General features: G+C 51.9%; 23 protein-coding genes, 1 tRNA gene and 1 other RNA gene. 10 read left to right on the top strand and 15 right to left on the bottom strand.

Annotated features, from left to right (window positions below):
- Positions 1–111 (top strand): hypothetical protein (locus IM299_RS22885; protein WP_223239641.1); only part of this gene is annotated, 111 nt, incomplete at its 5' end.
- A 32-nt stretch (positions 112–143) separates the two neighbouring features.
- On the opposite strand, the gene tonB is transcribed toward IM299_RS22885, so the two are convergent.
- Complete coding sequence (gene tonB, locus IM299_RS08990) at positions 144–866, bottom strand: TonB system transport protein TonB (protein ID WP_028013421.1); 723 nt, start codon at positions 864–866, stop codon at positions 144–146.
- A gap of 222 nt (positions 867–1,088) precedes the next feature.
- On the opposite strand from tonB, the gene IM299_RS08985 reads away from it, so the two are divergent.
- Positions 1,089–1,385, top strand: coding sequence for a YciI family protein (locus IM299_RS08985; protein ID WP_080329329.1), 297 nt, complete (start codon positions 1,089–1,091; stop codon positions 1,383–1,385).
- A 34-nt stretch (positions 1,386–1,419) separates the two neighbouring features.
- Here the strand turns inward: IM299_RS08985 and leuE are convergent, their stop codons facing one another.
- Positions 1,420–2,055: a leucine efflux protein LeuE gene (leuE, locus tag IM299_RS08980; protein WP_028013423.1), complete on the bottom strand. Its 636-nt coding sequence runs from the start codon at positions 2,053–2,055 to the stop codon at positions 1,420–1,422.
- Between the two features lie 106 nt (positions 2,056–2,161).
- Positions 2,162–2,335, bottom strand: a complete 174-nt coding sequence (locus tag IM299_RS08975) for a YciY family protein (protein WP_086379783.1) — start codon at positions 2,333–2,335, stop codon at positions 2,162–2,164.
- Positions 2,336–2,479: 144 nt separating this feature from the next.
- Between IM299_RS08975 and cls the strand changes: the two genes are divergently transcribed.
- Entirely contained in the window at positions 2,480–3,940 is a 1,461-nt protein-coding gene (gene cls / locus IM299_RS08970) for a cardiolipin synthase (RefSeq protein WP_028013424.1), read from the top strand.
- A 33-nt stretch (positions 3,941–3,973) separates the two neighbouring features.
- Positions 3,974–4,303, top strand: coding sequence for an HI1450 family dsDNA-mimic protein (locus IM299_RS08965; protein ID WP_006810881.1), 330 nt, complete (start codon positions 3,974–3,976; stop codon positions 4,301–4,303).
- A 31-nt stretch (positions 4,304–4,334) separates the two neighbouring features.
- Here IM299_RS08965 and IM299_RS08960 read toward each other — a convergent pair whose 3' ends face one another.
- From IM299_RS08960 to IM299_RS08930, 7 genes are all read right to left on the bottom strand, one after another.
- Positions 4,335–5,171: an ion transporter gene (locus tag IM299_RS08960; RefSeq protein WP_045260682.1), complete on the bottom strand. Its 837-nt coding sequence runs from the start codon at positions 5,169–5,171 to the stop codon at positions 4,335–4,337.
- A gap of 48 nt (positions 5,172–5,219) precedes the next feature.
- The gene (oppF, locus tag IM299_RS08955; RefSeq protein WP_041909608.1) at positions 5,220–6,224 is read right to left on the bottom strand and encodes a murein tripeptide/oligopeptide ABC transporter ATP-binding protein OppF; all 1,005 of its coding nucleotides are present in this window, start codon (positions 6,222–6,224) and stop codon (positions 5,220–5,222) included.
- Positions 6,221–7,234 (bottom strand): ABC transporter ATP-binding protein, encoded by a 1,014-nt coding sequence (locus tag IM299_RS08950; protein WP_028013427.1) that lies wholly within the window; start codon positions 7,232–7,234, stop codon positions 6,221–6,223. Before IM299_RS08950 ends, oppF begins: the two co-directional genes overlap by 4 nt.
- 11 nt (positions 7,235–7,245) lie before the next feature.
- Positions 7,246–8,154 (bottom strand): oligopeptide ABC transporter permease OppC, encoded by a 909-nt coding sequence (gene oppC / locus IM299_RS08945; protein ID WP_028013428.1) that lies wholly within the window; start codon positions 8,152–8,154, stop codon positions 7,246–7,248.
- A 14-nt stretch (positions 8,155–8,168) separates the two neighbouring features.
- Positions 8,169–9,089, bottom strand: a complete 921-nt coding sequence (oppB, locus tag IM299_RS08940) for an oligopeptide ABC transporter permease OppB (RefSeq protein WP_028013429.1) — start codon at positions 9,087–9,089, stop codon at positions 8,169–8,171.
- 83 nt (positions 9,090–9,172) lie between these two features.
- Positions 9,173–10,804, bottom strand: a complete 1,632-nt coding sequence (gene oppA, locus IM299_RS08935) for an oligopeptide ABC transporter substrate-binding protein OppA (protein WP_028013430.1) — start codon at positions 10,802–10,804, stop codon at positions 9,173–9,175.
- A gap of 771 nt (positions 10,805–11,575) precedes the next feature.
- Positions 11,576–12,223 (bottom strand): YchE family NAAT transporter, encoded by a 648-nt coding sequence (locus IM299_RS08930; protein ID WP_041909604.1) that lies wholly within the window; start codon positions 12,221–12,223, stop codon positions 11,576–11,578.
- Between the two features lie 478 nt (positions 12,224–12,701).
- Here IM299_RS08930 and adhE point away from each other — a divergent pair, with 478 nt between their 5' ends.
- Positions 12,702–15,380 carry a bifunctional acetaldehyde-CoA/alcohol dehydrogenase gene (gene adhE, locus IM299_RS08925; protein WP_028013432.1) on the top strand — a complete coding sequence of 893 codons (2,679 nt, stop codon included), beginning with the start codon at positions 12,702–12,704 and terminating at the stop codon, positions 15,378–15,380.
- A gap of 65 nt (positions 15,381–15,445) precedes the next feature.
- On the opposite strand, the gene tdk is transcribed toward adhE, so the two are convergent.
- Positions 15,446–16,060, bottom strand: a complete 615-nt coding sequence (tdk, locus tag IM299_RS08920; RefSeq protein WP_080329349.1) for a thymidine kinase — start codon at positions 16,058–16,060, stop codon at positions 15,446–15,448.
- 548 nt (positions 16,061–16,608) lie between these two features.
- Between tdk and hns the strand changes: the two genes are divergently transcribed.
- Complete coding sequence (hns, locus tag IM299_RS08915; RefSeq protein WP_028013434.1) at positions 16,609–17,022, top strand: histone-like nucleoid-structuring protein H-NS; 414 nt, start codon at positions 16,609–16,611, stop codon at positions 17,020–17,022.
- 198 nt (positions 17,023–17,220) lie between these two features.
- Here hns and galU read toward each other — a convergent pair whose 3' ends face one another.
- From galU to rssA, 3 genes are all read right to left on the bottom strand, one after another.
- A complete protein-coding gene (gene galU, locus IM299_RS08910) occupies positions 17,221–18,129 on the bottom strand; it encodes a UTP--glucose-1-phosphate uridylyltransferase GalU (protein WP_028013435.1) in 909 nt (302 codons plus the stop codon).
- 200 nt (positions 18,130–18,329) lie between these two features.
- Positions 18,330–19,343 carry a two-component system response regulator RssB gene (rssB, locus tag IM299_RS08905; protein ID WP_028013436.1) on the bottom strand — a complete coding sequence of 338 codons (1,014 nt, stop codon included), beginning with the start codon at positions 19,341–19,343 and terminating at the stop codon, positions 18,330–18,332.
- A gap of 91 nt (positions 19,344–19,434) precedes the next feature.
- Entirely contained in the window at positions 19,435–20,337 is a 903-nt protein-coding gene (gene rssA / locus IM299_RS08900) for a patatin-like phospholipase RssA (protein ID WP_028013437.1), read from the bottom strand.
- 114 nt (positions 20,338–20,451) lie between these two features.
- On the opposite strand from rssA, the gene IM299_RS08895 reads away from it, so the two are divergent.
- From IM299_RS08895 to IM299_RS08880, 4 genes are all read left to right on the top strand, one after another.
- Positions 20,452–20,910 carry a YchJ family protein gene (locus IM299_RS08895; RefSeq protein WP_041909602.1) on the top strand — a complete coding sequence of 153 codons (459 nt, stop codon included), beginning with the start codon at positions 20,452–20,454 and terminating at the stop codon, positions 20,908–20,910.
- Between the two features lie 46 nt (positions 20,911–20,956).
- Positions 20,957–21,799 carry a formyltetrahydrofolate deformylase gene (gene purU / locus IM299_RS08890; protein WP_041909600.1) on the top strand — a complete coding sequence of 281 codons (843 nt, stop codon included), beginning with the start codon at positions 20,957–20,959 and terminating at the stop codon, positions 21,797–21,799.
- Positions 21,800–21,957: 158 nt separating this feature from the next.
- Positions 21,958–22,042 (top strand) — tRNA-Tyr (locus IM299_RS08885).
- A gap of 44 nt (positions 22,043–22,086) precedes the next feature.
- A non-coding RNA gene (locus tag IM299_RS08880) (RtT sRNA) lies at positions 22,087–22,195 on the top strand.
- Between the two features lie 84 nt (positions 22,196–22,279).
- Here the strand turns inward: IM299_RS08880 and IM299_RS08875 are convergent.
- On the bottom strand, positions 22,280–22,723 hold the full coding sequence (locus IM299_RS08875) for an Lrp/AsnC family transcriptional regulator (RefSeq protein WP_041909598.1): 444 nt from the start codon (positions 22,721–22,723) through the stop codon (positions 22,280–22,282).
- Positions 22,724–22,731 lie beyond the last annotated feature (8 nt).

Genomic DNA, 22,731 nt, shown 5'->3' with positions numbered 1-22,731 from the left:
GCGCAACTGGTAAAGTTGCCGACAAGAAGGGAAAGGGCCTTCCCGAGGGTGGTAAAGGAAAGGCCCTGGAGATACCCCACAGCCCCGAAAAAAAGCCAGTCAGTTGCTTAACTGACTGGCATTACTCCTTTCGGAGGCTTTTCTTATTCCATCTGCGCCCCGCCATTCAGGCGGAAAACAATGTTCACGATCAGTCCGCTTCCCGGTTTACCGGGTTCGTAGCGCCATCTGCGCATCGCCGACTTCACTTCGCGCTCAAACATATTTGAAGGTTGCGCAGACAAGATTTCCACGTTATCCACGCGGCCATCCGCAGTGACGTCAAATTTCACCCGTACGCGACCTTCAATACGCAAGGCCTGAGCTCGCGCCGGATACTGAGGCTGATTACGGCTCAACGCACGTGGGCCCGCTGGTGCGGCAACCGTCGGCTTCGCCGCCGGTGCGCTGTTATTCATGACCGGACGCGAAGGCGCTGCATTCTCGACCGGCTGGGTCGCGCGCGGTTCAACCGGGCGTTCTTCACGTTTCGGACGCTCCTCGACCTTCTTCACCGGCTTTGGCTTCGGCTTAGGTTTTGGCTTCGGTTCAGGTTTGTGGATCACCACCGGTGCCTCCTTCGGTGGCTCCGGTACAGGCTCGGGTTCCGGTTCAGGCTCAGCAACCGGCTGTGGCGGTGGTGGCGCAACCTGCGGCGGTTCGAGATCCGCTGGCGAGACCATGGTTACCGAGATCGGCTGGGCGGGTGCGGGCATTTCAATAACCTGATGAACCGAGGTGTAGAGCAAACCCGCCACGACGGCACCGTGAATCACGACGGACAACAGCGTCGGCCAGGGAAAGCGGCGAGGTAAATCAAGGGTCATCGAAGTCATAATCATCAACGTTAAAAAACCGGACCCTGATTTTAAATGCAAATAGCAATCATATTCAATAAGACACTTTGTTCTGGCGCAATTAAAGCGCAGGAGTGGTCAAAAAAAAGACATCCAGATCGGGGTATTAACGTTGTTTTTATCTTTACATTGCAGTCAATTGCCCTTTCACATAACGTAACTGACACTTTATAACGCTTAAGGAGCTTCACCGTGTTTTACGTGATTTACTCTGAAGATGTCGCTGATTCCCTCGAAAAACGTCTCTCTGTTCGCCCTGCCCATCTGGCTCGCCTGCAGCTGCTCCAGGACGAAGGCCGTTTGCTGACCGCGGGTCCAATGCCTGCTGTTGACAGCAATGACCCGGGAGCCGCCGGTTTTTCTGGCTCCACGGTTATTGCTGAGTTTGAGTCTCTTGAAGCGGCGCAGGCCTGGGCTGACGCAGACCCATACGTTGCGGCGGGTGTGTATGCAAAAGTGACGGTGCGACCGTATAAGAAAGTGTTCTGATGTAAAAAGGCTCCCGCAGGAGCCTTTCTTCACATCAATGTAGTGACGCTAACCGCGCCGCAAACCCGACAAACAGCAGCCCTATCAGCCCGTTCCCCAGCTTTGCCAGTTTCTTTTTGGTTTTCAGATAACGCGTAACAAACGCCCCAGAGAAGATCAGGAAGCTCATGTACATAAAGCTAATCAGCTCAAGCGTGGTAGCGAGGATCAGGAAAGAGGTTCCGGTATTTTGCGCATTCACGTCGATAAACTGCACAAAGAACGAAACGTAGAACAGAATCGCTTTTGGATTCGTCAGGCTCAGGACGAGGGAGCGTTTCATGATCGTGCTGGCAGGCTCGGTTCCACTCTCTTGAGCGTTATTCTGACGTGTGATCACCGACCAGAGCATTTTTCCGCCCAACCACAGCAGATAGAAAGCCCCGAGATAGCGCACGATATTAAAGAGTACGGGGGTCGTCTGGATCAATGCCGCAACCCCCGCCCAGGCCAGGAACATCAATACCGCATCACCGATAAACACACCGGTCGCGGCAAGATATCCTTTTTTAACACCGTGACCGATCCCCGTTTTCAGCACAAACAGGGTGTTTGGCCCGGGAACCAGCACGATAAAAAATGCGCCAACAACATACGTCCAGAAATTCAGTACGCCAAACTCCGCAAACACCTCTCCCTCCTTTTGCTAAAAATAACCGGAATATCGCCGCAATAACGATAGTCGCAAAATAAGACACAATATAATCAGCGGGCACCTTGCGGTGCCCTCATGGGTTTCAGATATCCTGGACTGCGAACAGCAACGCATTGCGGTGCCGGGTCAATCCACATTTTCTGATGGCGTGGATACGCATATTGCGGCGGGATTGTGCTTCCAGCCAACGAGCCTTGCGACGACTCACCTGTCGCAACATACGCCAGCGCCCTACTTCTGTTCTACTGCGCTTCATGTCTACAACTCTTTCTCAAACAGAGCCGCCATTATAAACCCAACCCGACAGCAAACCAGCGCTTTTACCTGGCGTTTTTATTTGCCAGATGAATCCTGATGCGTACACTCATAACAATACGCTTTCAAAAGGATTTTTTTATCTATGACAACCTTCTACACCGTGGTGAGTTGGCTGGTCATTCTGGGATACTGGCTGTTAATCGCGGGTGTGACGTTACGCATCCTGATGAAGCGCAGAGCCGTACCCTCTGCCATGGCCTGGCTTCTGATCATTTATATCCTCCCACTGGTGGGAATTATTGCCTATCTCTCTTTCGGTGAGCTTCATCTGGGTAAACGCCGTGCCGAGCGGGCGCGCGCAATGTGGCCTTCCACCGCGAAGTGGCTTAACGATCTCAAAGCCTGTAAGCATATCTTTGCCGAGGAGAACAGCAGCGTCGCCTCCTCGCTGTTTAAGCTCTGCGAGCGCCGCCAGGGGATTGGCGGCGTTAAGGGCAATCAGCTCCAGCTTCTGACGTCGTCCGATGATGTCATGCAGGCGTTAATCCGCGATATTCAGCTGGCTCGCCATAATATTGAGATGGTGTTTTATATCTGGCAGCCCGGCGGCATGGCTGACCAGGTCGCTGAATCCCTGATGGCGGCCGCACGCAGGGGGATCCACTGCCGTCTGATGCTGGACTCCGCGGGCAGCGTGGCATTTTTCCGTAGCCCCTGGGCGGGCATGATGCGTAACGCCGGTATCGAGGTGGTTGAGGCGCTGAAGGTGAATCTCCTGCGCGTGTTTCTGCGCCGGATGGACCTTCGCCAGCACCGTAAAATGGTCATGATCGATAACTATATTGCCTACACCGGCAGTATGAACATGGTTGACCCGCGCTTCTTTAAACAGGACTCCGGCGTCGGGCAATGGGTGGATCTGATGGCGCGAATGGAGGGGCCGATTGCCACCTCGATGGGCATCGTTTACTCCTGCGACTGGGAGATAGAAACCGGCAAGCGTATCCTGCCGCCACCGCCGGATGGCAATATTATGCCGTTTGAAGAGGCCAGCGGTCATACAATTCATACTATCGCCTCCGGACCAGGCTTCCCGGAGGACTTGATTCACCAGGCGCTGCTGACGGCAACCTACTCCGCGCGTGAATATCTGATCATGACGACGCCCTACTTTGTCCCCAGCGATGATCTGCTGCACGCGATTTGTACCGCAGCGCAGCGCGGCGTCGATGTCAGTATCATTCTGCCACGCAAAAATGACTCCCTTCTGGTGGGCTGGGCCAGCCGTGCCTTCTTTAGCGAACTGCTTGCCGCCGGGGTGAAAATTTACCAGTTTGAAGGCGGGCTCCTGCACACCAAGAGCGTGCTGGTCGACGGCGAATTAAGCCTGGTGGGCACGGTTAATCTTGATATGCGCAGCCTGTGGCTAAACTTTGAAATCACCCTGGTGATTGATGACGCCGGCTTTGGCGGTGACCTGGCGGCGGTTCAGGATGACTATATCTCCCGTTCGCGGCTGCTGGATGCCAGGCTGTGGGTAAAACGTCCGTTATGGCAGCGAATAGCTGAACGACTGTTTTACTTCTTTAGTCCGTTGCTGTAAAACGTGCCCAACGATGTTAAACAGGTAGTCATCATGGAAATGGATCTGAACAATCGCCTGACCGAAGACGAAACGCTCGAGCAGGCCTATGACATTTTTCTCGAACTGGCGGTTGATAACCTCGATCCCGCAGACGTGATCCTCTTTAATCTGCAGTTCGAAGAGCGCGGCGGTGCCGAATTGTTCGACCCTTCAGAGGACTGGGCCGAACATGTAGATTTCGACCTGAACCCTGACTTCTTTGCCGAAGTGGTTATTGGGCTGGCTGATGAAGACGGCGGTGAAATTAACGACATTTTTGCGCGCGTCCTGCTGTGTCGTGAGAAAGACCACAAGCTGTGCCACATACTCTGGCGCGAATAATAAAAAAGGCTGCGATAGCAGCCTTTTTTATTTAATCCGGTAACGCGCTTCCGCAGCGGTTGCAAAACCGCGCGCTGTGTTCATGATCGGCCTGGTGGCAGTTCGGACATTTGCGCCGCTGTTTATGGTTCTGAAACGCGCTGCTCATGTGCGTGGTAATAAGCCCCGTCGGAATGGCAATTACCGAATACCCAATCAGAATCAGCACGGATGCCACAATCCGCCCCAGCGGCGTATGGGGCGTGATATCGCCATACCCCACGGTCGTAACGGTCACTATCGCCCAGTAGACGGACGCGTTGAGCGTCGTGAAGCCATATTTCGGCCCTTCAATCAAATACATCAGCGCGCCAAAAACAATCATGACGATGGCAATAAACGAATAGAACAGAATAAGCTGATGGCGTGCGCTGACGATCGCGCTCCAGAATACGCGCAGCGACGGCATAAAGCGCAGTAACTTCAGAATACGCAAGACCCGAATAACGCGCATCGCTCGCCAGGCGAAAACATAGTTGAGGCTGATCTCCGGCCACAGCCACATCACATAGAGCGGCAGGATCGTCGCTAAATCAATAAAGCCCCAGAAGCTAAAGACGTACTTTGCCGGGTTGGGCCAGCAAACAACACGCAGAATATACTCAGCGGTAAAGACCAGGGTAATAATAAGTTCCAGCCAGACAAACGCATGCCATTCCTCAAATGTCAGGTGATATTGCGTACCCACACCCGATTCAATAAAGATGACCACTACGCTCAATAGCGCAAACAGCGCACACAGACCTTCAAAACGGCGTCCCGATACCGTTTCAGGATCGAATAAAAGATGATAGAGCCGCCGACGGGCTGAAGTGAATAAACGCGACACGGTAACCTCGCAAGAAAATAAGGGCTGACATCATGTCAGCCCTTGCGATTATAGCGGGTCTACTTTCAGGCAGGAAACCGCATGTCGGAAACTGCCCTCCAGCACCGGTCGCGTTTTCGCGCATTCCGGCCCGGCCATCGGGCATCGCGTGCGGAAAACGCAGCCCGACGGCGGATTGATCGGCGACGGCAATTCCCCTTCCAGAAGCTGAATCGTTTTATTCTTTTCCAGATCCGGATCGGGGATCGGCACCGCCGACATCAGCGCTTTGGTATAAGGGTGCAGCGGGTTATGGTACACCTCGTCATAGGTTCCCAGTTCCACGGCATGGCCCAGATACATCACCAGCACGCGGTCGGAGATGTGTTTTACCACCGCCAGGTCGTGCGCAATGAAGATCAGCGACAGCCCCATTTCGCGCTGCAATTTCTGAAGCAGGTTAACCACCTGCGCCTGAATCGACACGTCCAGCGCGGAGACCGGTTCATCACAAATAATCAGTTTCGGCTCAAGGATAAGCGCACGCGCAATGCCAATACGCTGACACTGGCCGCCTGAAAATTCATGCGGGTAACGGTTAATGAGGTTAGGCAACAGCCCGACTTTCAGCATCATCGCCTTCACGCGGTCGCGGACTTCCTGACGCGGCATCTTTGGATGATAGGTGCGCAGCGGTTCGGCGATAATCTCACCGATGGTCATACGCGGGTTTAATGACGCCAGCGGATCCTGGAAAATCATCTGGATATCGCTGCGCACGTCGCGCCACTCGTCAGGCTTCATGCCCAGCAGATCTTTACCCAGCCAGGCCACTTTGCCGCCGGTGGCTTTCACCAGACCGATAATTGCACGCGCAAAGGTGGATTTACCGCAGCCGGATTCGCCCACCACGCCCAGGGTTTCCCCCTCATACAGACGCAAGGTGACGCCATCTACCGCTTTCAGGGTCTTCGGCGGCTGCCAGAACCACTGCTTGCCGTCTTTGATGTCGAAATGCACCTTGAGGTCGGCGATTTCGAGCAGCACGTTGCGTTTTTCATCTACTGCGTTCATACCAGCTCCTCCTGCGGCTTAAAGCAGGCGCGCAGACGGCCTGGGGCAAATTCTTCCAGCGGCGGCGCGCTGTTACAGATTTCCATCGCGTGCGGGCAGCGCGGCTGGAACGGACAGCCTTTCGGCAGTCGCAGCAGGTTTGGCGGGTTGCCCGGAATGGTGAGCAGGGACTCCCCTTCCGCATCAAGACGCGGTACCGCGTTCAGCAGGCCAATCGAGTACGGATGGGCTGGCTGATAGAACACGTCGCGCGCTTTGCCGTATTCCATGGTGCGCCCGGCGTACATCACCAGCACTTTGTCACAGATACCGGCAACCACGCCCAGATCGTGGGTGATCATGATAATCGCCGTGTTGAACTCACGCTTAAGCTCGTTCAGCAGGGTCATGATTTGCGCCTGCACGGTGACGTCCAGCGCGGTAGTCGGTTCATCGGCAATCAGCAGTTTTGGCCGGCACAGCAGCGCCATGGCAATCATCACGCGCTGACGCATACCGCCAGAGAACTCGTGCGGGAACATGCGCATGCGCTTGCGCGCTTCCGGCATTTTTACCGCATCCAGCATTTTAACGGATTCCTCAAAAGCTTCCGCTTTGCCCAGACCTTTGTGCAGCATCAGGACTTCCATCAACTGCTCACCGACGCGCATATACGGGTTCAGGGAGGTCATCGGATCCTGGAAAATCATTGAGATCTGTTCGGCGCGAAGCTTGTTCAGCTCGAGCTCCGGCAGGTTAAGAATTTCGCGACCGTTGAATTTCGCCGAACCGCCAATCACGCCGTTAGCGGCCAGCAGGCCCATTAACGCAAATGCCGTCTGGGATTTTCCGGAGCCGGATTCACCCACGATCCCCAGCGTTTCCCCTTTGCTCAGGTTAAAGTTGAGATCGTTGACCGCAGTAACATCGCCGTCCGGGGTTTTAAAGGTCACGCGGAGGTCTTTAACATCCAGCAGAAGATTGCTCTGCTGCTGCGCCTGTGGCGCGGTGGCCGTTTCAATAATTGTCATGACGGCGCTCCTTAACGGTCTTTCGGGTCGAGGGCATCACGCAGGCCATCGCCGATAAAGTTAAAACAAAACAGGGTAACGACCAGGAAACCCGCCGGATAAAGCAGCAGCCACGGTGAAACTTCCATCGAGTTTGCGCCGTCGCTCAGCAGCGCACCCCAGCTGCTCAGTGGCTCCTGCGTGCCCAGCCCCAGGAAGCTGAGGAAGGATTCAAAGAGAATCATGCTTGGCACCAGCAGTGAGGCATAGACCACCACCACGCCCAGCACGTTAGGCACGATATGACGAACCACGATATTACTGGTTGATACCCCCCCTACCTGCGCCGCTTCGATAAACTCTTTGCGTTTGAGGCTCAGCGTCTGGCCGCGCACGATACGCGCCATATCCAGCCAGGAAACCATCCCGATGGCCACGAAGATCAACAGGATGTTCTGGCCGAAGAAGGTCACCAGCAAAATCACGAAGAACATAAACGGGAAGGAGTTAAGGATTTCCAGGAGACGCATCATCACCGAGTCTACTTTGCCGCCAAGGTAGCCGGAAAGCGCGCCGTAAAGCGTCCCCACGATCACCGCCACCAGCGCGGCGGCGATACCGACCATCAGGGAAATACGGCCACCAATCGCCACGCGCACCAGCAAATCACGGCCGGATGAATCGGTACCGAAATAGTGGCCGGACTCCATATCAGGCGCGCTGGACATCATGCCCCAGTCCGTATCGAAATAGGTAAATTGCGACAGCATCGGCGCCAGGGTGACAAACAGCGCGATGATCACCAGCACAACCAGGCTGGCGACCGCCGCACGGTTATGCATAAAGCGACGGCGCGCGTCCTGCCAGAGGCTACGACCTTCTACTTCCAGTTTTTCACTGAAGTTTTCCAGCGCCTCGCTGTTTTTCTTACTCAACATCATGGCGTGCTCCAGCGTTAGTAACGAATTTTCGGGTCGATAACGGCATAAAGCACATCGACAACGGCGTTAAAGAGAATGGTCAGTGCGCCCACGAGGATCGTGAGGCTCAGAACGAGCGAGTAGTCACGGTTAAGCGCCCCGTTTACGAACAGTTGACCAATACCCGGCAGGCCGTAAATTGTTTCGATAACCATTGAACCCGTAATGATCCCGACGAATGCCGGTCCCATATAGGAGAGCACAGGCAGCAGCGCCGGCTTGAGCGCGTGGCGGAAGATGATCCGGCGCATCGGCAGCCCTTTCGCGCGCGCGGTGCGGATGAAGTTTGAGTGCAGCACTTCGATCATTGAACCACGGGTAATACGCGCGATACTGGCGATGTACGCCAGCGATAATGCCACCATCGGCAAAATCATGAACTTCAATGCCCCGCCGTTCCAGCCGCCCCCGGGCAGCCATTTCAGCGTGATGGCAAATATCATCACCAGCAATGGCGCGACAACGAAGCTGGGTATGACTACCCCGGTCATTGCCACCCCCATTACGGCATAATCCCATTTGGTATTTTGTCTGAGCGCGGCGATAACGCCTGCGGTGACCCCGAGAACGACGGCCAGAATGAATGCTGCAGCACCCAGTTTTGCCGAGACCGGGAAGCTGGAGGCCACCAGATCGTTAACGGAATAGTCTTTATATTTAAATGACGGTCCAAAATCACCGTGCGCCAGCTGCTTCAGATAGTTGAAGTATTGGGTGGTGATGGGATCGTTTAAGTGATACTTCGCTTCGATGTTGGCCATGACTTCTGGCGGCAACGTACGTTCACCGGTAAATGGACTTCCCGGCGCGAGACGCATCATAAAAAAGGAAATCGTAATTAGAATAAATAACGTTGGTATCGCTTCTAAACAGCGACGCAGGATAAATTTCAACATTGCCCGTACCTTCTGGCGTGTGCCTGATGAATGTTACAAAGTAGACACAGTGGGGCAAGCCAGGCTCGCCCCACGTATTGCCATTAATGCTTGATAATATAAAGATTCTTAACGGAAATATTATCCAACGGGTCTTTACCGGTATAACCCCCTACCCATGGTTTCACCAGACGGGCGTTAACGTAGTAGTAAACCGGCACAATTGCAGAGTCTTTATCGAGCTGTTCTTCTGATTTCGCGTACAGCTCTGCGCGCTGCGCATCGTCAGACACTTTCAGGGTTTCAGCGATGATCTTGTCAAACGCCGGGCTCTTATAGTGCGCCGTGTTGTTTGAACTGTCGCTGAGCATAGTGTTCAGGAATGATGTCGGTTCGTTATAGTCCGCACACCAGCCCGCACGCGCCACGTCGAAGGTCCCCTGATGACGCGTATCGAGGAAGGTTTTCCACTCCTGGTTTTCCAGCTTAACGTTCACGCCCAGGTTTTTCTTCCAGATAGACGCGACGGCAATCGCCAGTTTTTTATGCAGATCTGAGGTGTTATACAGCAGGTTGAACGTCAGCGGCTTGTCTGCGGTGTATCCTGCTTCAGCCAGCAGTTTTTTCGCTTCTTCGTTACGTTTTTCCTGCGACCATTTGAACCACTCAGGCTCAACCAGTTTCATCCCATCGGTATACGGAGGCGTGTAGCTGTACGCCGGCAGATCGCCCTGGTTTTTCACTTTGTTCACGATGATATCGCGATCCAGTGCCAGCTTCAGCGCAGTACGAACGCGCACGTCGGTGAACGGTGCTTTCTGGTTGTTGATTTCGTAATAATAGGTGCACAGATATGGATCGACGTGAACTTCTTTCGGGATCTCTTTCTTCAGCTTCTGGAACAGTTCAATCGGCATGTTGTTATAGGTCATGTCGATTTCACCGCTGCGGTAGCGGTTAACGTCGGTCACTTCGGAAGAGATTGGCAGGTAGGTGACCTGATTAATCACGGTCTTCGCGTTATCCCAGTACTGCGGGTTACGCTCCAGCACCATACGTTCGTTGACCACCCAGTCTTTCAGCTTATAGGCGCCGTTGGTCACGATATTGGCAGGCTGCGTCCATTTTTCACCAAATTTTTCCACGGCGGATTTTGGTACCGGCGAGACGGATGGGTGAACCAGCAGCTTATAGAAGTACGGAACAGGTTCGCTCAACGTCACTTCAAAGGTATTAGCATCGATCGCCTTCACGCCCAGGTCGGTGACCGGCTTTTTACCGGCGATAATGTCATCGATATTGGCGATGTGGCCATACTGCAGATAGCTCGCATACGGAGAGGCGGTATTTGGATTCGCCAGGCGCTGCCAGCTATATACGAAATCTTCGGCGGTAACCGGTGTACCGTCGGACCATTTGGCATCTTTACGCAGATGGAAGGTCCAGACTTTGAAATCTTTATTTTCCCACTTTTCTGCCACACCCGGTGCCGGGTGGCCGTCTACGTCAGTCACCAGCAGACCTTCGAACAGGTCGCGGTTAACGTTTGACTCAGGAACGCCTTCAATTTTATGCGGATCGAGAGACTGCACTTCCGCACCGTTGTTACGCACCAGCGTCTGTTTTTCAGCCAGTTGAACACCTGCAGGAACGTCCGCAGCCATTGCAGCGTTTCCCGCGATTAGCGCAGTTAAAATCCCCGCCGCTACCAGATTTTTTTTTGTGATGATGGACATTGTGTTGGTACTCCACTCATTATAATTACTGGCTTTCGCCAGCTGTCTAATCCCCTGTTGGGGCCTGTACAGCGCAGGAGTTTTTTTTGCTGCTGTCAGGTTCTTTTTTTACTGCTTGCTATCACCGACTTTTTTATTACTGACCGCTCGTATGGCCGTCTTGCGTCGATTCTTGCCAGGCCTCCCCTGTTTGAGACCTGCGCTGGATATCTGAGAAGAGGATTATATGAAAATAATTCTCATCTACTTGTTTTAGGCTGCAAAATAGTAGGCCGGAAAGTATCAAATGGCGTAAATACGCGCCAATACATTTTGCAAATTTGTTAAGCAATTCTCTTTTACGGCCCAGGCCGTATCGTCCTGCCCAGCCCTCCCATACGTTGAGCACCCTAGAAAACACTTAAAATTAAAACTAATATGGAAGATTTTCCCTTCTGGCGCGTCGCTGCATTATCATCGCGTAGTTTTGTACGAAAATTTAACAATTGATTATTATTTAGCACATTCATCTAACGAAATGTTGAAATTACTAATATCATTTCGCTTATCCCGCAGCAAGCCCAAGACTATCGTGTGAGTAAAATAACAGTGCGTTCGAAGATTTTCTGTGCAGGCAGGCTTGAGATGAATTCATAACCCTATGAAATATATGAGATGAACATTATTAGTAGAATTTATTATGACAGGTTAGCTTTTCAACTTTATTTATATGATTTGCTGATATTGATACAAAAAAAACGGCGCCGAAGCGCCGTTCTTTCGTATGAAATATCAATGTAACAAGCCGGGGAAAATGCTTTTAATACCCGTGACAATGAATTCGATCCCGAGTGCCATTAACAGCAGCCCCATGATACGCGTAATAACGTTGATGCCGGTCTGCCCCAGCAGGCGTACCAGCAACGGCGCCATGCGGAAGACGCCCCAGCAACAGAGCGCGAAAACGGCAATCGCGACAGAAAAACCAATTAAATGCATGAGGCTATGGTAACGCGTGCCCCAAACAATGGTTGAACTGATGGCACCCGGCCCGGCCATGAGGGGCAATGCCAGCGGAACCACGCCGATACTTTCGCGGATGGCGGTTTCTGACTTTTCCTGCTTGTTCTGCTTATCCTCACCCAGCTTACCGCTGATCATGGACATGGCAATGGTCACCACCAGGATCCCACCCGCAATGCGGAAGGAGTCAATCGAGATGCCAAAGAGCTGGAGAATGGCATCACCCAGGAAAAGCGAGGTGAGCAAAATGATTGCCACAGACAGGTTAGCGGTAAGATTGGTTTTGTTCCGGGCCGCCGCCGTCTGGTAACTGGTCATACTAATGAAGACAGGAATGATCCCCACCGGGTTGACCAGGGCAAACAGACCAATAAAAAATTTGAAATACGTTGGAAAATCAAAGAGCGTTTGGATCACGTTTTGCTCCGCTTTTGCGCATGCCCGGGACAGTTACATTGTTAGGAAAAATCGCGCTGAAGATACGCTTTTTATTAGCATACTTCACCAGAAATCTGTGCCAAAACGTTAGCATTTCAGAATGTTAAACATATGTTGAGACAATGATAGCGCCACTTCCAATAGTTACTTAATTAATTAACAGTGGAAATATATCCATTAAATAACCCTGCTGAAAGGTATCAGCTTGGTGGAAAATTGACGCAGATCATGATTTCCGTACTCAGAAGTGAGTAATCTTGATTACGCCCCCAGGGAGGTCACCTGACAAAAAGGGATGATGCTAAGGTAAGGCTCTTTTAGTAAATTAGTGTACTGGAGCATAAAGTAACCCTTTGTTTTACTTTATGTAACGCAAGTCGTATTGGCACTGTCTATACTGTCTGACGTATCGAGCGCTGGTTTACTAAAAGAGTTTAAACATTATCAGGAGAGCATTATGGCTGTTACTAATATCGCTGAACTGAACGCCCTCGTCGAGCGCGTAAAAAAAGCCCAGCGTGAATATGCCAATTTCACCCAAGAACAGGTTGATAAAATCTTCCGCGCGGCCGCTCTGGCTGCTGCAGATGCTCGAATCCCTCTCGCTAAAATGGCCGTTGCCGAATCTGGCATGGGTATCGTTGAAGATAAAGTGATCAAAAACCACTTTGCTTCTGAGTATATCTACAACGCCTATAAAGATGAGAAAACCTGTGGCGTTCTGTCTGAAGACGACACCTTCGGGACGATCACCATCGCCGAACCTATCGGCATCATTTGCGGTATTGTTCCAACGACTAACCCTACTTCAACAGCTATCTTCAAATCGCTGATCAGCCTGAAGACCCGTAACGCAATCATCTTCTCTCCACATCCACGTGCGAAAGACGCAACAAATAAAGCAGCAGACATCGTTCTGCAGGCAGCAATTGCTGCGGGCGCACCAAAAGATCTGATTGGCTGGATCGACCAACCTTCTGTTGAACTGTCTAACGCGCTGATGCATCACCCGGACATTAACCTGATTCTGGCGACCGGTGGTCCTGGTATGGTTAAAGCAGCATACAGCTCCGGTAAACCAGCAATCGGTGTAGGCGCAGGTAACACCCCCGTTGTTATCGATGAAACCGCTGACATCAAACGTGCTGTTGCGTCTGTGCTGATGTCTAAAACCTTCGATAACGGCGTTATCTGTGCATCTGAACAGTCTGTAGTTGTTGTTGATTCCGTGTACGACGCAGTACGCGAGCGTTTCGCCAGCCACGGCGGCTACCTGCTGCAGGGCAAAGAGCTGAAAGCAGTTCAGGACATTATCCTGAAAAATGGCGCGCTGAACGCTGCTATCGTAGGTCAGCCAGCCTATAAAATCGCTGAACTCGCAGGCTTTACCGTTCCGGCGACCACCAAGATCCTGATCGGTGAAGTTAAAGTTGTTGACGAAAGCGAGCCGTTTGCTCACGAAAAACTGTCTCCTACGCTTGCTATGTACCGTGCGAAAGATTTCGAAGACGCGGTAGAAAAAGCCGAGAAGCTGGTTGCTATGGGCGGTATCGGTCATACCTCATGTCTGTACACCGACCAGGATAACCAGCCAGAGCGTGTCGCCCACTTCGGTCAGATGATGAAAACTGCCCGTATCCTGATTAACACCCCTGCTTCTCAGGGTGGTATCGGTGACCTGTATAACTTCAAACTCGCACCTTCCCTGACTCTGGGTTGTGGTTCCTGGGGTGGTAACTCCATCTCTGAAAACGTTGGTCCAAAACACCTGATCAACAAGAAAACCGTTGCTAAGCGAGCTGAAAACATGTTGTGGCACAAACTTCCGAAATCTATCTACTTCCGCCGTGGCTCTCTGCCAATCGCGCTGGATGAAGTGATTACTGATGGCCACAAACGTGCGCTCATCGTGACTGACCGTTTCCTGTTCAACAACGGCTACGCTGACCAGATCACCTCTGTGCTGAAAGCGGCTGGCGTCGAAACTGAAGTGTTCTTCGAAGTTGAAGCTGACCCAACCCTGAGCGTTGTACGCAAGGGTGCTGAACTGGCGAACTCCTTCAAACCAGATGTGATTATCGCACTGGGTGGTGGTTCCCCAATGGACGCCGCGAAAATCATGTGGGTTATGTACGAACATCCGGAGACCCACTTCGAAGAGCTGGCGCTGCGCTTTATGGACATCCGTAAACGTATCTACAAGTTCCCGAAAATGGGCGTGAAAGCGAAAATGATCGCCGTAACCACCACTTCCGGTACCGGCTCAGAAGTGACGCCATTCGCGGTAGTAACAGATGACGCAACAGGTCAGAAATACCCGCTGGCTGACTACGCGCTGACGCCAGATATGGCTATCGTTGATGCCAACCTGGTAATGGAAATGCCGAAGTCTCTGTGTGCGTTCGGTGGTCTGGATGCCGTGACTCACGCGCTGGAAGCCTACGTTTCTGTACTGGCGTCTGAGTTCTCTGACGGTCAGGCTCTGCAGGCTCTGAAACTGCTGAAAGAAAACCTGCCAGCGTCCTACAACGAAGGTTCTAAAAACCCTGTAGCACGTGAACGTGTCCACAGTGCAGCAACCATCGCCGGTATCGCGTTTGCGAACGCCTTCCTGGGTGTTTGCCACTCTATGGCGCACAAGCTGGGTTCACAGTTCCACATTCCTCACGGTCTGGCGAACGCCCTGTTGATCAGCAACGTTATCCGCTATAACGCCAACGACAACCCAACCAAGCAGACTGCGTTCAGCCAGTATGACCGTCCGCAAGCGCGCCGTCGTTATGCTGAAATCGCTGACCACCTTGGTCTGAGCGCACCGGGCGACCGTACTGCTGCGAAGATTGAGAAACTGCTGGCATGGCTGGAAAGCCTGAAAGCTGAACTGGGTATTCCTAAATCTATCCGTGAAGCAGGCGTTCAGGAAGCTGACTTCCTCGCTCACGTAGACAAGCTGTCTGAAGATGCCTTCGATGACCAGTGTACTGGTGCTAACCCGCGCTACCCACTGATCTCCGAGCTGAAACAGATTCTGCTGGATACCTACTACGGTCGTGAGTTCAAAGAAGGTGACGTTGCTGCTGTGAAAACAGAAGCTCCGGTCATTAAAGCTGACAAGAAAGCGAAGAAAAGCGCTTAACTGACAGCCTCAGGAAAAAACCCGCCTGTATGGCGGGTTTTTTTATGTCTGAATAACGGCGGATATTATTTTCTGTTGTCGTGCTGGATCGCCGTCAGCGAGCCTACGGACAACGCTTCCTTATAATGCTTACGACAGACCGACACATAGCGTTCATTGCCACCAATCACCACCTGCTCACCGTCCGCATAAGGTTTTCCAGCCTGGTCGAGACGAAGCACCATGCTTGCCTTGCGTCCGCAGAAACAAATAGTTTTCAGTTCAACCAGCTTATCTGACCAGGCAAGCAAATACTGGCTTCCGGCAAACAGCTCCCCGCGGAAGTCCGTACGCAGCCCGTAGCACAGAACGGGGATATCGAGCTCATCAACCACTTCAGAGAGCGCGTGCACCTGTTCACGCGTCAGGAACTGGCTCTCATCAACCAGCACGCAGTGAATGGGCTCTGACGTATGCGCAGCGCGGATATCCTCCAGCAGGTCAGTTTGCGGGTTAAACAGCCTGGCTGGCGAAGAGAGGCCTATTCTGGAACTCACCTTCCCTGCACCGAAGCGATCGTCGATTTCAGCGGTATAAACAACGGTACGCATTCCTCGTTCCTGGTAATTGTATGAGGATTGCAGCAGTGCGGTGGATTTCCCGGCATTCATTGCCGAATAGTAGAAATAAAGTTGTGCCATTGGCCGTAAAACCCTAATCAATGTGTAATATTCCCGATGATTCATTGTACCATATTTTGTCTGGTCATCAGCGACACGCCGCACAAACGATGCCGTGCTGAAAGGTGTAAAACGCTCTCTTTTCGCAAAAATAATCTGCTAAAACAGAGAGTAATGACGGTCATGCTGGTGAATAGGTTATATGGTTAACCAAACATAACACTTCTTTTTATAGTGGAATCTGCGTTCATTAAAATTCACTATTTATTAACTATTCCTGCCTTAACACCGTCGCCTGGAACTAATACAAAAGGCTGATATTTATCCGCCGAAACTATAATTCCTGCGGCAAATGTCACAAAAAAAAGATGCAAGCGGCGGGGTTAAGTAGGTTATCGTGATAACAAGCGAGACTGCCAAAGAGGAAATTTAAGTTAGCGTAATTAATAATAGCGGCTTTATTTAGTATTTTTTGAATTCCTTACATTCCTGGCTATTGCACATCTGAATTTATGGCTCTATTATTAGGTCAACAAACCACCCCCCATTATAAGTTTGAGATTACTACAATGAGCGAAGCACTTAAAATTCTGAACAACATCCGTACTCTTCGTGCGCAGGCAAGAGAATGTACCCTTGAAACGCTCGAAGAAATGCTGGAAAAATTAGAAGTTGTAGTTAATGAACGTCGCGAAGAAGAAAGCGCTGCTGCTGCTGAAATCGAAGAGCGTACGCGTAAACTGCAGCAATATCGTGAAATGCTGATTGCTGATGGTATCGATCCAAATGAATTGCTGAACAGCATTGCTGCTGCAAAAACCGGTACCAAAGCAAAACGCGCTGCCCGTCCTGCTAAATATAGCTATGTAGATGAGAACGGCGAAACTAAAACCTGGACCGGCCAGGGCCGTACTCCTGCTGTAATCAAGAAAGCTATGGATGAGCAAGGTAAACAGCTGGATGACTTCCTGATCAAGGATTAATCAAGCCGAATTCAGAAAAATCCCGCCTCTGGTGGGATTTTTTTTGCCCGCAATTTATCACTAACATCCTCTTACACTCCGTCATAAAGCGTTATTTGGCTATTTAGTTTCGCTTACAAACAGGCTGGTCATGGCGTTTTATGGGCATAAAAAAACCGGTGGGCAGCGCCACACCGGTTTCATAGATTTACGCCTGGATTATTTCTTAATACCCATACTCTCTTTGAGCCAGCCTTTAAATTCTTCACCCAGCGTATTATGGCGAATGCCGTATTCAACGAACGCCTGCATATAACCGAGCTTATTACCGCAGTCATGGCTCTTACCTTTCATGTGGTAAGCCTCAACGGTCTCTTTCTCGATCAGCATATCAATGGCATCCGTCAGCTGGATTTCATCCCCTGCTCCTGGAGGCGTTTTCGCCAGCAGTGGCCAGATTTCAGCACTCAGGACATAGCGACCCACCACTGCCAGATTAGACGGCGCTACGTCGGCTTTAGGCTTCTCTACGACACCAACCATTGGCACGCTTTCGCCTGGCTCAAGGTTCACGCCCTTGCAGTCAACCACACCGTAAGCGGTCACGTCTTCAACTGGCTCAACCATAATCTGGCTGCAGCCCGTTTCGTCGAAGCGGTGGATCATCTCAGCCAGGTTGTCCTGGGAGAGATCGGATTCGTATTCATCCAGAATCACGTCAGGCAGAATAACCGCGACGGGCTCATCACCCACAACCGGGTGTGCACACATAACCGCGTGGCCCAGACCTTTAGCCAGCCCCTGACGAACCTGCATAATGGTGACGTGCGGAGGGCAAATAGACTGAACTTCTTCTAACAGCTGACGCTTAACGCGTTTTTCCAGCATGGCTTCGAGTTCAAAACTTGTATCGAAGTGGTTTTCGATAGAGTTTTTAGATGAATGCGTAACCAGCACAATTTCAGTAATGCCGGCCGCGATACACTCATTAACGACATACTGGATTAATGGCTTATCAACCAGAGGCAGCATCTCTTTAGGAATCGCCTTAGTTGCTGGTAACATCCTGGTCCCCAATCCCGCTACCGGGATGACGGCCTTTCTGACTTTCGAATTTAGGGCAGCCATTCAAATTCTCCTGAGCTGTTCAAGTTTTGAACTTTTATGCAATAAATAACGCGTTGAGTATATCAGCCTCGCCCCGCAGTCCGGGTCTGAAAAGAACGCGTTGCCGATGAATTAGGACAAATACGCATGAATCTGGGCAGCGATAGTAGCACTCCCGAGAAAACACAGGTAAAGCAATCTTAAAATTAAGATCCAATTGATTATTCCGTGGACAACATTAAGCGAAGCCTTCCCCCGGCACCCCAAATTTGGCACTGCCAGGAAGAACAGCGATGGCTAATTTGATTTAGATACGCCGTTCCCAGTGTTCCAAGCGGCACCCCGTTACTCACCTGAATATGGTGTTCCCCGGTATTCAGTGACGCGTTGAGACCTGCAGAAACGAGGATAAGATTCTTTAAACCGCTATGGTAATAACCAACCAGCAGCGGGAACTGTCCGGGTAAATTGGCCTGACGAAAAAGCTGGTTTACCTGTTTGAGTAAACTGCCTAACTCAGGGAGCCGTTGTCCCTGATGTGATAACTGTTCCTGCAATAATCCATTAAAGAGCGCGCGAAGTAACAATGCAGCTAATACGCCATTATCCCCTGCACGGGTTACGTCCAGAGAATAAAATGCGAGGTCGGAATCAGACAGAGGTGCAATATCCAGCACCAGCCCAGGCTGATCGGCCGCCACCAGCTGGCGATAGTTTACGCGGCAGTGGGAAATAGTTTGCTGAACGGGAGGCTGAAGTTCTTGCAACAATTTCGCCGCCGCTGGCGGATTACTCACCAGCGCGTCCCAGTCCTGAAAAAGGCGTTCCTCTTCCTCAACGCGGGAATTAAACATATTTGGATAAAGGCACGCTAATACCGTCTCACGTAACCGGTTCAGATCTTTGACGGGTTTTAGCAGAATATCCTGAACGCCAAGACGTAATGCTTTGGCAATATCCGCCATATTTTCTGTCGCGGAGATCACCAGAATGGGCATCTGGTCACCCTCGTTGCGCAGATGTTCAACCAGTTTCAGCCCATTCATTCGCGGCATCGCGATGTCGCAAATCATCAGATCGGGCGTAATACCGGTCATTTTTTCCAGCGCGTCGACACCATCTTCAGCCAGTAAAGTGTTTGCTCCCAGCGAGGATAACCACGAATCCAGTAGCGATCGGAAAACGGGCTCGTCTTCAACAATCAAAATGTGTTTTCCGGCCAATGGCTGCGTCATGGTTCCTCCCCTGGCTGACAGTTACTAAATAGTGGCATGCTATCGGCACTATCGCCTGTCAGATTTTGCTGAAGTAGTCAAAAAAAGGTGCTTAACGTGCTGTTCGCACAAACGGCAGCAACTCGTCTATTTTCTTTTCGACGGCTAGCGAGCCCGCTGCGATGGCGGCCTCAGCCCGATGGAAATCAAGGGTAGAGATTTGCGGACAGTAAGGCTGAATAAGAATATCCGGAGGATCGCCAGCCATACGGTTACGTTTAAGGCGATTCTCAAGAACCTGAATTGAGGTGGTCATGATCTCCATGGCCGTCGGTGCGGCAACCGAGCGTCGTGCGGCCAGGCGACCAATTCTTCCGCGCAGGCGTTCATGCCAGGCAAGCTTTTCAACGTCGGCATCTTCGCTCTGCAGATTGACCGGCATAAGGTCTTGCTGCATCAGATGAGCGTCGTGCTGCAAATCAACGGCGATGACGATGTCCGCCCCCATGGCGCGCGTCAGAGAGATGGGAACCGGGTTCACGACGCCACCATCGACAAGCCAGTAACCGTTATGGGGCACGGGCGCCATAAGCCCAGGAATACTGCATGAAGCACGCACCGCAAGGTGAATATCCCCTTCGGTCAGCCAGAGTTCACGGCCTGTGCTGAGATTGGTTGCAACGGCGCCGAAAGGCATCCGGCAGTCAGTAAAGTCTTCGAGAGGCATCACCCGGCGGAACTGGTTAAAGACGCGTTCACCGCGCAACAGCCCACCGCGCTGCCAGGAGAGATCCATCAGACGCAGCACGTCCCAATAGCTGAAGGAGCGCACCCAGGTTTCGAGATCCGGAAGCTTGCCGCACGCGTAGGCGGAGCCGACAAGCGATCCGATTGAACATCCTGCTACGATATCGACGTCCACGCCCATCTTGTTTAAGGCATTAATCACGCCGATATGAGACCATCCCCGGGCTGCACCTGATCCCAGCGCCAGTCCAATTTTAACCTTTCTCATTAGCCCTGTTTGACTTCCCCTGGATTCCTGACATAGCGTCAACGCAACTGCTCAGTTAACATAGTGCTACCCGAGGCGTTTTACGCCCTTATTTTTTGTTCCAGGAAGAGAATCGTGTCTCAACTCTGCCCCTGTGGTAGCGCTCTGGAGTATAGCCTATGTTGCCAGCGATATCTTTCTGGCAATCAGGTTGCACCGGATCCGTCACACCTCATGCGTTCACGGTATACTGCTTTTGTGATCAAAGACGCAGACTACCTGATAAAAACCTGGCACCCGTCCTGCCACGCCGCCGATTTCCGACAGGAGATCGAAGCCGGGTTCGCCAACACCCACTGGCTTGGGCTTACCGTGTTTGAATCTTCACCCGGTAGCCACCACGACGAAGGCTTTGTCAGCTTTGTTGCCCGTTTTACCGAGAACGCCAGGCCTGGCGCTATTATCGAGCGTTCCCGGTTCTTAAAGGAAAGCGGGCAGTGGTATTATATTGACGGTACGCGTCCACAGTTTGGTCGTAACGATACCTGCCCTTGTGGTTCAGGAAAAAAATTCAAAAAGTGTTGCGGGCAGTAACGCCTGACAACCCAGACTTCGCAAATACAAACAGGATTTCCCGGCGATGCAATCATTACAACGTAAAGTTCTGCGCACTATCTGTCCCGATCAAAAAGGGCTGATCGCACGAATTACCAATATTTGCTACAAGCATGAACTGAATATCGTGCAGAACAACGAGTTCGTTGACCACCGTACCGGCCGCTTCTTCATGCGTACCGAACTGGAAGGCATTTTCAACGACACCACTCTGCTGGCCGATCTGGACAGCGCGCTGCCGGACGGTTCCGTGCGTGAGCTGAATCCTGCGGGCCGTCGTCGCATTGTGATTCTGGTGACGAAAGAAGCTCACTGCCTGGGCGATCTGTTGATGAAGGCCAATTACGGTGGCCTGGACGTAGAAATTGCCGCTGTTATTGGCAACCACGAAACTCTGCGCACGCTGGTTGAGCGTTTTGATATTCCGTTTGAGCTGGTGAGCCATGAAGGCCATACCCGTGAAGAGCACGACAACCTAATGGCTGCTGCCATTGAAGTGCATAACCCGGACTACGTGGTGCTGGCGAAATATATGCGCGTGCTGACGCCTTCCTTCGTCGCCCGCTTCCCGAACAAGATTATCAACATTCACCACTCGTTCCTGCCGGCCTTTATTGGCGCGCGGCCTTATCACCAGGCGTACGAGCGCGGCGTGAAGATTATCGGCGCAACCGCGCACTACGTGAATGACAATCTGGACGAAGGTCCAATCATCATGCAGGACGTGATTCACGTGGATCACACCTACACCGCAGAAGATATGATGCGCGCCGGACGTGACGTTGAGAAGAACGTGTTGAGTCGTGCCCTGTATCAGGTGCTGGCGCAGCGTGTCTTTGTCTACGGTAACAGAACCATCATTCTTTAATCTTTCGGAAAATGAATTGATTAGCTTTGCGCCTTTACGGATAAAAAGCAGGCAAACAGCTTCTTTTCCCTAAAGGAATGCTTTACAGGGGCGTCTCATTTGATATGATGCGCCCCGCTTCCAGCAGGAAGCAGGCCAGTAAAAAAGCATTACCCCGTGGTGGGGTTCCCGAGCGGCCAAAGGGAGCAGACTGTAAATCTGCCGTCATCGACTTCGAAGGTTCGAATCCTTCCCCCACCACCATCACTTTCAAACGACACTTAACATTCTGCTCGCACCGTGCATCATGTATTTCCGCAAGGGGAAGGATGAGAAGCTTCGACTAAGGTTCGATTCGAGCGCAGCGAGAAAGCGTTGCCGCAGGCAACGCGCCGAGTAATCCTTCCCCCACCACCAACACTTCAAAAAACCCGAACAAAATCGAACCGAGTCCGCCTTCGTAGGCCGGGTAAGGCGCAGCCGCCACCCGGCGACAGACGACTACATTGGCGGCAAACGACGCTTCACCGGCGAACTTTTCACAATCGACGTATTACATTGGGCATGCTCCGCCAGCCCGTCCAGCAGCGCATCCAGTTGTTCTATCGATCGCACCACCAGCCTAATCACAAAGCAGTCTTCCCCGGTCACCTTGTCGCTCTCAATACACTCCGGCATCGCCTGTATGTATTTATCCACCTTATGCAACAGCCCCGGCAAAGGCCGCACCCGTACCAGCGCCTGCAGCGTATACCCCAGCGCCGCGAGATTCACACGTGCGCCATACCCCTGAATCACGCCCCGCTCTTCCAGCCGCTTCAGACGCTCTGCCGTGCTGGGTGAGGTCAGGCCAATGCGGCCGCTGAGCACCTTCAACGACATGCGCGCATCCTCAACCAGGCAGGCTAAAATTTGCCGATCGATATCATCAATAAGGTATTCCACTCGTTTCA

This window comes from Enterobacter cloacae complex sp. P47BA (genome assembly GCF_014930485.1).
GTDB lineage: Bacteria > Pseudomonadota > Gammaproteobacteria > Enterobacterales > Enterobacteriaceae > Enterobacter > Enterobacter bugandensis.
The sequence above is the reverse complement of the archived record's forward strand: the minus strand, read 5'-3'. Positions and strand labels throughout refer to the sequence as shown.

Excerpts from the sequence above, each read along its gene's own strand:
- tonB (WP_028013421.1), bottom strand. The coding sequence starts at position 866 with ATGACCCTTGATTTACCTCGCCGCTTTCCCTGGCCGACGCTGTTGTCC.
- IM299_RS08975 (WP_086379783.1), bottom strand. The coding sequence starts at position 2,335 with ATGAAGCGCAGTAGAACAGAAGTAGGGCGCTGGCGTATGTTGCGACAG.
- cls (WP_028013424.1), top strand. The coding sequence starts at position 2,480 with ATGACAACCTTCTACACCGTGGTGAGTTGGCTGGTCATTCTGGGATAC.
- IM299_RS08965 (WP_006810881.1), top strand. The coding sequence starts at position 3,974 with ATGGAAATGGATCTGAACAATCGCCTGACCGAAGACGAAACGCTCGAG.
- oppF (WP_041909608.1), bottom strand. The coding sequence starts at position 6,224 with ATGAACGCAGTAGATGAAAAACGCAACGTGCTGCTCGAAATCGCCGAC.
- IM299_RS08950 (WP_028013427.1), bottom strand. The coding sequence starts at position 7,234 with ATGACAATTATTGAAACGGCCACCGCGCCACAGGCGCAGCAGCAGAGC.
- oppC (WP_028013428.1), bottom strand. The coding sequence starts at position 8,154 with ATGATGTTGAGTAAGAAAAACAGCGAGGCGCTGGAAAACTTCAGTGAA.
- oppB (WP_028013429.1), bottom strand. The coding sequence starts at position 9,089 with ATGTTGAAATTTATCCTGCGTCGCTGTTTAGAAGCGATACCAACGTTA.
- oppA (WP_028013430.1), bottom strand. The coding sequence starts at position 10,804 with ATGTCCATCATCACAAAAAAAAATCTGGTAGCGGCGGGGATTTTAACT.
- adhE (WP_028013432.1), top strand. The coding sequence starts at position 12,702 with ATGGCTGTTACTAATATCGCTGAACTGAACGCCCTCGTCGAGCGCGTA.
- tdk (WP_080329349.1), bottom strand. The coding sequence starts at position 16,060 with ATGGCACAACTTTATTTCTACTATTCGGCAATGAATGCCGGGAAATCC.
- hns (WP_028013434.1), top strand. The coding sequence starts at position 16,609 with ATGAGCGAAGCACTTAAAATTCTGAACAACATCCGTACTCTTCGTGCG.
- galU (WP_028013435.1), bottom strand. The coding sequence starts at position 18,129 with ATGGCTGCCCTAAATTCGAAAGTCAGAAAGGCCGTCATCCCGGTAGCG.
- rssB (WP_028013436.1), bottom strand. The coding sequence starts at position 19,343 with ATGACGCAGCCATTGGCCGGAAAACACATTTTGATTGTTGAAGACGAG.
- rssA (WP_028013437.1), bottom strand. The coding sequence starts at position 20,337 with ATGAGAAAGGTTAAAATTGGACTGGCGCTGGGATCAGGTGCAGCCCGG.
- purU (WP_041909600.1), top strand. The coding sequence starts at position 20,957 with ATGCAATCATTACAACGTAAAGTTCTGCGCACTATCTGTCCCGATCAA.